Source organism: Streptomyces sp. NPDC002787, from assembly GCF_053592095.1.
The window spans coordinates 158932-169752 of the sequence record NZ_JBSFVC010000024.1; the positions used below are offsets into that span (position 1 = coordinate 158932).

General features: G+C 68.7%; 4 protein-coding genes, 1 tRNA gene and 1 rRNA gene. 1 reads left to right on the forward strand and 5 read right to left on the reverse strand.

Annotated elements, in window-relative coordinates:
* Window positions 1–65: 65 nt before the first annotated feature.
* Both ACWD26_RS30805 and ACWD26_RS30810 read right to left on the reverse strand, forming a co-directional pair.
* Window positions 66–749: a response regulator gene (locus ACWD26_RS30805; protein WP_451275226.1), complete on the reverse strand. Its 684-nt coding sequence runs from the start codon at window positions 747–749 to the stop codon at window positions 66–68.
* A 297-nt stretch (window positions 750–1046) separates the two neighbouring features.
* On the reverse strand, window positions 1047–6545 hold the full coding sequence (locus tag ACWD26_RS30810) for a HAMP domain-containing protein (RefSeq protein ID WP_451275227.1): 5499 nt from the start codon (window positions 6543–6545) through the stop codon (window positions 1047–1049).
* Window positions 6546–6951: 406 nt separating this feature from the next.
* Between ACWD26_RS30810 and ACWD26_RS30815 the strand changes: the two genes are divergently transcribed.
* Window positions 6952–9696 carry a SpoIIE family protein phosphatase gene (locus ACWD26_RS30815; protein WP_451275228.1) on the forward strand — a complete coding sequence of 915 codons (2745 nt, stop codon included), beginning with the start codon at window positions 6952–6954 and terminating at the stop codon, window positions 9694–9696.
* Between the two features lie 49 nt (window positions 9697–9745).
* On the opposite strand, the gene ACWD26_RS30820 is transcribed toward ACWD26_RS30815, so the two are convergent.
* The 3 genes from ACWD26_RS30820 to rrf all read right to left on the reverse strand — a co-directional run.
* Window positions 9746–9818: transfer RNA gene (locus ACWD26_RS30820), tRNA-Thr, on the reverse strand.
* 133 nt (window positions 9819–9951) lie between these two features.
* Window positions 9952–10614, reverse strand: a complete 663-nt coding sequence (locus tag ACWD26_RS30825) for a DegT/DnrJ/EryC1/StrS family aminotransferase (protein WP_451275235.1) — start codon at window positions 10612–10614, stop codon at window positions 9952–9954.
* 114 nt (window positions 10615–10728) lie between these two features.
* Window positions 10729–10821 (reverse strand): 5S ribosomal RNA (gene rrf / locus ACWD26_RS30830); the annotation flags it as partial.

Here is a 10821-nt window from a genome sequence, read left to right on the forward strand (position 1 = left end):
GGCCGCCACAACTGAGCGCGGGCCCGGGCCACTTGTGCGACCCGGGCCCGCGCTCCGGAACATGCTCAGTTCTGTGACGGCACCGACGAGGGTCCGCCCGTGCCGGGTTCCAGGGCGTCCAGTGCCCTGCGCAGGCCCGTGAGTTTGCGTTCGAGATGGGCCGCCGTGGCCACCGCGGCGGCGTCCGCCGAGTCGTCGTCGAGCTGTTTGGAGAGCGCCTCCGCCTGCTCCTCGACGGCCGCGAGCCGCGCGGACAGCTCGGCGAGGATGCCGCCGGAGGGCTCCTTGGAGCCGCCCGTCGCACCCTTGCCGCCACCCTCCAACTGGAGCCGCAGCAGCGACGCCTGCTCCCTGAGCTGGCAGTTCTTCATGTACAGCTCGACGAACACGGAGACCTTCGCGCGCAGCACCCACGGGTCGAACGGCTTCGAGATGTAGTCGACCGCACCCGCCGCGTACCCACGGAACGTGTGGTGCGGACCGTGGTTGATGGCCGTGAGGAAAATAATCGGGATGTCCCGGGTCCGTTCGCGCCGCTTGATGTGCGCGGCCGTTTCGAAACCGTCCATTCCTGGCATCTGGACGTCCAGCAGAATGACCGCGAAGTCATCCGTCAACAGCGCTTTGAGCGCTTCCTCCCCGGACGATGCCCGCACCAGTGTCTGATCGAGCGCGGAGAGGATGGCCTCCAGCGCCAACAGATTCTCCGGCCGGTCATCGACCAGGAGGATCTTGGCCTTCTGCACCATGGCCCGCCCTCCTCGCCCCGGCTTGGGGCCTCCCCTGTCCGCAGGACTCGAGGTGACACCACTCGGCGTCACCCCAGGGGACGACTCCCTCGCGCCACCCGTCCTTGTGCCGGTCATCGTAGCCGCACCCCGCCTGTCGCCACACCCTGTCACCGTGATGTCACTGTGCTCGTAGCAGAAACGCAGCAGGGGACCAGAAGGTTCCCCGAATCCCGCGTTTCTACACGGCTGCGGCCACACTCAGTCAACAACTCCGTGCGCCCCCCAACGCGTTGTGACGGCCGACCGCACTCCCTGTCACTCACTCCGCATCCACTGCTCCATCACCGACAGCAAGTGATCAGGATCGACCGGCTTCGTCACATAGTCGGAAGCTCCCGAGTCGATGGCCTTCTCCCGGTCGCCCTTCATCGCCTTGGCCGTCAGCGCGATGATCGGCAGTCCGGCGAACTGGGGCATCCGGCGGATCGCCGTGGTCGTGGCGTAGCCGTCCATCTCCGGCATCATGATGTCCATCAGGACGACCGTCACATCGTCGTGCTGTTCCAGGACCTCGATGCCCTCCCGGCCGTTCTCGGCGTACAGCACGGACAGGCCGTGCTGCTCCAGGACGCTGGTGAGCGCGAAGACGTTACGGATGTCGTCGTCGACGATGAGCACCTTCTCGCCGTCGAAGCGGGCCGTCCGGCGTGACTGCGCTGCCGCCTCCTGGGCCGCCTGCCGCGCCCAGTGCTCCTGTGCCTGCCCGTTGCCCTGGCCGGGCAGGGCTGACGGGGAACCGGCCGACACGCCCCTGCGCCGCCGCCTGAAGAGCGCGGCGGCCCCGTTCTGGGTCTCGCGGTACGACTTCACCTCGGCCGGCGTCTCGGTGCGCTCGGCCAGCTCGTCCTCGGAGGCCAGCAGCTCCCCCGCCTCCAGCGCGGCGGGCGCGTTGTGCGCGTAGCCCTGCGGGGGCAGTTCGCTCGGGTGCAGCGGCAAATACAGGGTGAAGGTGGAGCCGCGTCCGGGCTCGCTCTGGGCGTGGATCTCGCCGCCAAGGAGCCGGGCGATCTCCCGCGAGATGGACAACCCCAGACCCGTGCCGCCGTACTTGCGGCTCGTGGTGCCGTCCGCCTGCTTGAACGCCTCGAAAATCACCCTCATCTTGCTGGCCGCGATACCGATGCCCGTGTCCGTCACCGAGAACGCGATCATGTCGGCGTCGGCATCGCGCAGCGAGCCCGCCTCCAGCAGCTGCTCCCTGATCGCCACCGGCACATCCGCGCCGGCCGGCCGGATGACCAGCTCGACGGCCCCGGAGTCGGTGAACTTCACCGCGTTGGACAGTAGGTTCCGCAGCACCTGAAGCAGGCGCTGCTCGTCCGTGTGCAGCGTGGCGGGCAGCTCCGGCGAGACCCGTACGGAGAAGTCGAGGCCCTTCTCGGCGGTCAGCGGCCGGAAGGTGGCCTCCACGTAGTCGACGAGCTGGACGAGCGCGATCCGGGTCGGCGAGACGTCCATCTTGCCCGCCTCGACCTTCGACAGGTCCAGGATGTCGTTGATCAACTGGAGCAGGTCGGAGCCCGCCCCGTGGATCGTCTCGGCGAACTCGACCTGCTTGGGCGTCAGGTTCGACTCGGCGTTGTCGGCGAGCAGCTTGGCCAGGATCAGCAGTGAGTTCAGCGGGGTGCGCAGTTCGTGCGACATGTTCGCGAGGAACTCGCTCTTGTAGCGCATGGAGACGGCGAGCTGCTCGGCGCGCTCCTCCAGGACCTGCCGCGCCTCCTCGATCTCGGTGTTCTTGACCTCGATGTCGCGGTTCTGCCGGGCCAGCAGCTCGGCCTTCTCCTCCAGTTCGGCGTTGGACGCCTGGAGGGCCTTCTGCCGGTTCTCCAACTCGTCGGACCGCTCCCGCAGTTGCTCGGTCAGCTCCTGCGACTGCTTCAGCAGCACCTCGGTCTTGGTGTTGACGGAGATGGTGTTGACGCTCGTCGCGATCATCTCCGCGATCTGGCTCAGGAAGTCCTTCTGAATCTGCGTGAACGGCGTGAACGACGCCAGCTCGATCACACCCAGCACGGTCCCCTCGAAGAGCACCGGCAACACGATGACCTGCGCCGGGGGCGCCTCTCCGAGCCCGGAGGAGATCTTCAGATAGCCGCTCGGCGCGTTCTCCACCAGGATCGTGCGCTTCTCCTTCGCGGCCGTCCCGACCAGCGCCTCGCCGGGCCGGAACGACGTCGGCATGGAGCCCATCGAATAGCCGTACGAACCGAGCATGCGCAGCTCGTACTGGTCCTCGTTGTCCGGGGCGAGGTCCTTGCCGTCGAGGAAGGGCAGCGCGAGGAAGAAGGCGCCGTGCTGCGCGGAGACCACCGGCGTCAGCTCGCTCATGATCAGCGACGCCACGTCGTCGAGGTCCCGGCGGCCCTGCATCAGCGCGGAGATCCGGGCGAGGTTGCCCTTGAGCCAGTCCTGCTCCTGGTTGGCGATCGTGGTGTCGCGCAGGTTGGCGATCATCTTGTTGATGTAGTCCTGCAGCTCCTTGATCTCGCCGGACGCATCGACGTCGATCTTGAGATTCAGGTCGCCCCGGGTCACCGCGGTCGCCACGCGCGCGATGGCGCGCACCTGCCGGGTCAGGTTCCCGGCCATCTCGTTCACCGACTCGGTGAGGTCCCGCCAGGTGCCGTCGACGTCCCGCACGCGTGCCAGACCGCCCAGTTGCCCCTCGGTGCCCACCTCGCGGGCCACCCGGGTGACCTCCTCGGCGAAGGAGGACAGCTGGTCGACCATCGTGTTGATGGTGGTCTTGAGCTCCAGGATCTCGCCGCGCGCGTCGATGTCGATCTTCTTGGTCAGGTCGCCCTTGGCGATGGCGGTCGTCACCATCGCGATGTTGCGGACCTGTCCGGTGAGGTTGGACGCCATCGAGTTCACGGACTCGGTGAGGTCCTTCCAGGTACCCGCCACACCCGGTACGTGCGCCTGGCCGCCCAGGATGCCGTCCGTACCCACCTCGCGGGCCACCTTGGTGACCTGGTCGGCGAACGAACTCAGCGTCTTCACCATGCTGTTGAAGGTGTCGGCGAGCTGCGCGACCTCGCCGCGCGCCTCGATCGTCACCGTACGGGTCAGGTCGCCGTTGGCGACGGCGGCCGCGACCTGGGAGATGTTCCGCACCTGCATGGTCAGGTTCTTGGCCATCAGGTTCACATTGCCGCTGAGGTCCTTCCAGATGCCCGTGACGCCCGGCACGTGCGCCTGGCCGCCGAGGATGCCCTCGGTGCCCACCTCACGGGCCACCCGGGTCACCTGCTCGGCGAAGGACGACAGCTGGTCGACCATCGTGTTGACGGTGGTGACGAGTTCGAGGATCTCGCCCTTCGCGTCGACGGTGATCTTCTTCGACAGGTCGCCCTTGGCGACGGCGGTCGTGACCTCGGCGATCTGACGCACCTGGATGGTCAGGTTGTTCGCCATGAAGTTCACCGACTGGGTGAGGTCCTTCCAGGTGCCGGAGACACCCTGCACCTCGGCCTGACCACCGAGCTGGCCCTCCGTGCCCACCTCGCGGGCGACCCTGGTGACCTCCTCCGCGAACGACGACAGCTGGTCCACCATCGTGTTCAGCGTGTTCTTGAGCTCCAGGATCTCACCGCGCGCGTCCACGGTGATCTTCTGGGACAGGTCGCCGCGGGCCACCGCCGTGGCGACCTGCGCGATGTTCCGCACCTGGCCGGTGAGGTTGCCGGCCATACCGTTCACGGACTCGGTCAGGTCACGCCACACACCGGCCACGCCCGGCACCTGCGCCTGACCGCCCAGGCGGCCCTCCGTCCCCACGTCCCGGGCCACCCGGGTCACCTGATCGGCGAACGACGACAGCTGATCCACCATCGTGTTGATGGTGTTCTTCAGCTCCAGGATCTCGCCGCGCGCGTCGACGTCGATCTTCTGGGAGAGGTCGCCTCGGGCCACCGCCGTCGTCACCTGCGCGATATTGCGCACCTGCGAGGTGAGATTGCCTGCCATCGAGTTGACGGAGTCGGTGAGTTCCTTCCACGTACCGGACACACCGTCCACGCGAGCCTGCCCGCCGAGGCGGCCCTCCGTCCCCACGTCCCGGGCCATCCGCGTCACCTGATCGGCGAACGACGACAGCTGATCCACCATGGTGTTCACGGTGTTCTTCAGTTCGAGCATCTCGCCAGCGACATCGACGGTGACCTTCTGCGAGAGATCACCGTTGGCCACGGCCGTCGTCACCGCCGCGATGTTCCTCACCTGTCCGGTGAGATTCCGGAACGCGGTGTTGACGGAGTCCGTCAGGTCCTTCCACGTACCGGCCGCGCCCGGCACCTGTGCCTGACCGCCCAGCCGACCCTCGGCACCGACCTCGTTGGCCACCCTGGTCACTTCGGCACCGAAGTAGGAGAGCTGGTCGACCATGCCGTTGACCGTGTTCTTAAGCTCCAGCATCTCGCCGGCCACGTCCACGGTGACCTTCTGCGAAAGGTCGCCGTCGGCCACGGCCGTCGTCACCGCAGCGATGTCCCGCACCTGGATGGTCAGGTTCCGGAAGACCGTGTTCACCGAATCGGTGAGGTCTTTCCACGTTCCCGCCGCACCCGGAACCTGCGCCTGACCACCGAGCCGACCCTCGCCACCGACCTCGTTGGCCACACGGGTGACCTCGTCGGCGAAGATCCGCAGCGTCTCCGTCATCTGGTTGATCGTCTCGGCGAGCTTGGCAACCTCGCCGCGTGCGGGCACGGTCACCTTCTGCGACAGGTCACCGTTGGCGACGGCAGTGGTGACCTGGGCGATCCCGCGCATTTGGAGGGTGAGATTGCCGGCCATGGTGTTCACCGAATCGGTGAGTTCCTTCCACACACCGGCCACACCGGGCACCTCGGCCTGCCCCCCGAGCTGCCCCTCCGTGCCCACCTCACGGGCGACCCGGGTCACCTCGGAGGAGAAGGCGGAGAGCTGGTCGACCATCGTGTTGACGGTCTCCTTCAGCTCCAGCATCTCGCCGGCCACATGAACCGTGACCTTCCGGGACAGGTCACCCTTGGCGACCGCGGTCGTCACCAGCGCGATGTCCCTCACCTGTGCGGTGAGCCGATACGCCATGGTATTGACGGACTCCGTCAGGTCCTTCCACGAACCGGACATGCCGCGCACCTTGGCCTGCCCGCCCAGCTTGCCCTCGGTGCCCACCTCACTGGCCACCCGCGTGACCTCGTCGGTGAACGTCGACAACTGGTCGACCAGGTTGTTGACCGTACGCCCGACCTTCAGGAACTCCCCGCGCAGCGGATGCCCGGTCCCGTCCGGCGCCTGCGTCCGCAGCTCCATGCGCGGCGACAGATCACCGTCCGCGACGGCCGACAGCACCCGGCTGACCTCGGACACAGGCCGTACGAGGTCGTCCACCAGCGCGTTCGACGCGTCGATCGCGGCCGCCCAGGACCCCTCGGTAGCGCCCGTCTCCAGCCGCTCGGTGAGCTTGCCCTCACGCCCCACCACGCGCCGCACCCGCGACAACTCGCCGGTCAGATGCAGATTCCGGTCCGCCACCTCGTTGAAGACCGCGGCGATCTCGGCCATGACCCCGTCGCCCGAGACGGTCAGCCGCTTGCGGAAGTTACCGTCGCGCATCGCCTCCAGCGCCGTGAGCAGCCTGTTCAGGGCCGCCGTGTCCACGGTCGTGGTCCCATTGCGAGGTTTACGCGATTTGCGCTGATCGTTCAGAGACTGTCCGCCTTTCGCGCGCGCCTTAGTGCCCCGCGTCGCTGCGCCAGACTCCACTGTGTCCCTCCCGCAAGGGTCGACCGTTCCTGCTAGACGTACTTCGCCGTATTCGAACGCTTCGTACTGCTCACACTGCTCGTACCACTCGTACTACTTCGTACGCGGGTACTTCTGCTCACTGGGCCGAGTGCCACTCCCCGGCGCACGCGGAAGGTACTCAGCCCTGCCCGACCTTCTCCTGGAAGCCTGCCCAGTGTTTCACCATGGCTGAACCAGGCCATAACAGTTCGGCAGCTTCGCACACCCTCCGCACACCTCCGGACGGAAACACAGACGACCGGCATCCGCATGGACGGCGAAGGTAAGTAACCTTGCATGCGGCTGTCCAGCCATGCCGGTCCCGTCCGGCCTGGGCGGTGGCGCACGAGCACGAGCGGGCAGGCATCGGAGGGGCGGCCGCACCATGACCACCGGACTGCATCCCGGGGAGACCCCCCGGGACCCCAGGCCGACGGAGAACCAGCCTCTGCCACGGCAGGAGGCCGACCTCGGATCCCCGCACGTCGAGAACCGGACAAGGAGTTCTGTGATCACCGCGCGCGCGGCCGCCAGCTTCGCTGCCGTCTCACGATCCGTCGCGACCGCCCGCTCGTTCGTCCGCGACACCCTGCAGGGCTGGGGGTTCGCCGACATCGTCGACGACGCCGTGGTCCTCACGAGCGAACTGGTCACCAACGCGGTCGTCCACGCGGGAACCTCCGCCGACGTCCTCTGTCTGCGCGCGGACGACGGCGTACGCATCGAGGTCGCCGACAGATACCCCGAACGTGAGATCCCTCTCCAGGGCAGCCACATCAACATGGGCAGCCCCGACCGCGAGGGCGGCCGCGGACTTCAGCTGTGCGCGGCGATGGCCTCCCGCTGGGGCGTCGAATACACGTCCACGCACAAGCAGGTCTGGTTCCAACTCGACCTCCCCGACCGCCCGGTGGGCACCCGCTCCGCCGGCCCGTCCCTCCCCGCCGATCTACTTCCGCTCGCCGACGGCCGGGTCCGCGTCGCGGTGGTCCAGATCGACCGCACGGGCGCGATCGGCGCCTGGAACGAGGACGCCGAGGAACTCTTCGGCTACGCCCCCGACCAGGTCATCGGCAAGCCCCTCACCGACCTCGCCGCCTGGCCGCACACCCCCGGCACCAGCACCGGCGTCGCCGAGGCCCTCCAACTCTCCCGCTGGGAGGGCAGTTACGGCATCCGCGCCGCCAACGGCCGTGTGACGCCGGTCTACGCCTCCCACCTCCGCGTACGCGACACGGCCGGCGACCCCTCCACGGTCTGTCTGCTCGTCCGGGACCACGAGCGCGCCGTCCTCCAGACCCCGATCCGCGTACCGGCCGGCGACGGCTCCGGCTCCGGCGAGGGCCAGGCCACGGACCCCTTCGAGGTCTTCATCGGCTCCCCCGCACCGGACGATCTCGACGGCCTCCTCCAGCGGACGGTAGAGCGCGCCCGCGACATGCTCGACGGCGACTCCGCCTTCCTGCTCCTCGCGACCGACGACGAGACCGAGCTGGAAGTACGGGCCTCCACGGGCCTCCCCTCGGCCCGCCAGCGCTTCGCCCGCGTCCCCGTGGAGGCCGGCCCCGGCCGCTACGGCTCGGCCCGAATGCCCGCAGTCCACGACGACCTCACGGCCGTCCCCGGCGCCGTACCCCTCCTCAACGGCACGGGCATGCGCTCGGTCGTCACCGTCCCCCTCAAGGTCGAGGGCCGCCTCACGGGCTCCCTGGGCGTCGCCGCGGAGGCCCAGGGCCGGTACTCCAACGAGGAGGCCCTGCGTCTGCAGTTCGCCGCCGACCGCATCGCCCTGGCCGTCGAGTCGGCCCGCCTGGGCGAGCTGGAGCGCCTGCGCCGCGGGTCGTTGAGCTTCCTCGTGGAAGCCTCCGACCTCCTGGCGGGCACCCTGGACCGCGACCAGACCCTCGCCCTCATGGCCCAGATGACGATCCCGACCCTCGCCACCTGGTGCGCGGTCTACACGATCGCCGACCAGGCCTCGGACCCGTACCTCAGTTACGTCCTGCACGAGGACGAGGACCTCATCAACGGCCTCAAGGCCCTCCTGTCCAAGATCCGCCCGCCCGAGCCGATCCCCACCCCGGGCGCCCGCGTCTGGACGGCCCCCGCCGAGGCGGCCCACCAGGCGGCCCTGCGCACCTCCATGCGCAGCCTGGGCCTCGGCGAGCCCGCCACGGTCAGCTCGGGCATCGGCACGACGCTGGCGACGGCCTCGGCGGTGGGCGGCGAGACCGTCGTACTCCCGCTGGTGGCCCGCAACCGCGTCATCGGCATGCTGACCCTCGGCAAACCCACGGACGAGCACTTCCGCCAGGAGATCCTGGAGCTGGCCGAGGACCTGTCCCGACGGGCCGCCCTCGCCCTGGACAACGCCCGCCTGTACTCGGAGCGCATGGCCATCAGCCAGTCCCTCCAACGCAGCCTCCTGCCGCCCGAGCTCCCCCAGATCGACGGCGTCGAGGTCGAGGTCATCTACCGCGCGGCCGGCGAGGGCAACGAGGTCGGCGGCGACTTCTACGACCTCTTCCCCATCCGCGACGGCGCGTACGGCTTCGCCATCGGCGACGTCTGCGGCACGGGCCCGGAGGCCGCCGCGGTCACCGGCCTGGCCCGCCACGCGCTGCGCCTGCTGGCCCGCGAGGGCTACGGCGGCCCCGCGGTCCTGGAGCGCCTCAACTCCGCGATCATCGACGAGGGCGCCCGCAGCCGCTTCCTGACCCTGCTCTACGGCGAGCTGTGGCCCCAGGAGGACGGCAGCGCCGTCCTGAAGGTCGTCTGCGCCGGCCACCCGCTCCCCCTGCGCCTCCGCCAGGACGGCACCGTCGAGCCGGCCGCCGAGCCCCAGGCCCTCCTCGGCGTCATGGAGGACCTGGAGCTGTACGAGCAGACGGTCACCCTCGACCCCGGCGACGTCCTCCTCTGCGTCACGGACGGCGTGACCGAACGCCGTGAAGGCACCCGCATGTTGGGCGACGACGGTCTCACCGAGGTCCTCACCACCTGCACGGGCCTCACTGCGGGCGCGGTCGCCGCCCGCGTCATGCGCGCGGTCGAACGCTTCGCCTCCGATGCCCCGTCCGACGACATGGCCATCCTGGCGATGCGCGTCCCGGGCCTCCAGAGGGACTGACCCCTGGTACGACAAAGGCCCCGCCCAATCGGGCGGGGCCTTTTGGCTGAGCCCCCAAACGGAATCGAACCGTTGACCTTCTCCTTACCATGGAGACGCTCTGCCGACTGAGCTATAGGGGCCTGTCGCCTGTTCGAGGTTTCCCTCGCGGCAACGAGATAGATCATACCCCGAATCGACGGCTGCTTCGAACCACCCAGCGCCCCGGCGCACTACAGGGCCCACGCGCCCCTGAATTCCCCAGCGCACCAGAAACTAGAAGGCAGGCTGCAGCAGCCCACCGAGCGCGTTGCAGGCGGACACCAGCCGCTGCAGCTGCCGCCGCGACATCGTGCCTCCGATGGGCAGAGCCAGCGTCTCGTCGGCGGCCCGCTCGGTCTCCGGCAGACAGACATCCCGCCGGAACCCGGGCATCCGGTGCACCGGCGTCTTCACCGGCACGCTGCACTCGACTCCCTTGGCCCGCACGGCCCGAGCGAAGGCATCCCGGTCCGGCCGCCCATTGCCGGGCACTCGCACGACGTACTGCTGGAAGGTGTGCCCGTCACATCCCTCGGGAGTCCACACGCCCTTCAACTTGGCGCTGAGATATGCGGCCCGCTGGCGACGCTCCGCCAACTCGCTGTACGGCGCCTCCGACTCGCCCTGCTCCAGCACCAACAGCCCATGCTGCTGCCCGACTCGATGCAGCGCCGCGATATCGGCTGATCGACCGAAGCGGTGCACGGCGACCACGGCCACCGTCCGCGAAGTCACCGCGGCCTGGACAGCCGAGGCGTCCAGGCAGTACGTAGCCGGATCTATGTCGGCGAACACCGGCACAGCGCCTGCCAGGCTCACCGCCTGAGCGACCTCCGGGTTCCCGAACGCCGGCACGACCACCTCGTCACCGGCGCCGACACCCGCGGCCCTGAGCATTCCAACGGTACCCATGGCGCGGATCCTGGTCGCGCAACGTGAACTCCAAGTGACGCCCAACAAAAAAGAGCTGGTCCCCGAACCGAAATTCGGGGACCAGCTCTCTCAATATTTGTTCGGCGGTGTCCTACTCTCCCACAGGGTCCCCCCTGCAGTACCATCGGCGCTGTAAGGCTTAGCTTCCGGGTTCGGAATGTAACCGGGCGT

What these genes read in the sequence shown, in the direction of transcription:
- ACWD26_RS30805 (WP_451275226.1), bottom strand. Translation starts at nt 749, where the DNA reads ATGGTGCAGAAGGCCAAGATCCTCCTGGTCGATGACCGGCCGGAGAAT.
- ACWD26_RS30815 (WP_451275228.1), top strand. Translation starts at nt 6,952, where the DNA reads ATGACCACCGGACTGCATCCCGGGGAGACCCCCCGGGACCCCAGGCCG.
- ACWD26_RS30825 (WP_451275235.1), bottom strand. Translation starts at nt 10,614, where the DNA reads ATGCTCAGGGCCGCGGGTGTCGGCGCCGGTGACGAGGTGGTCGTGCCG.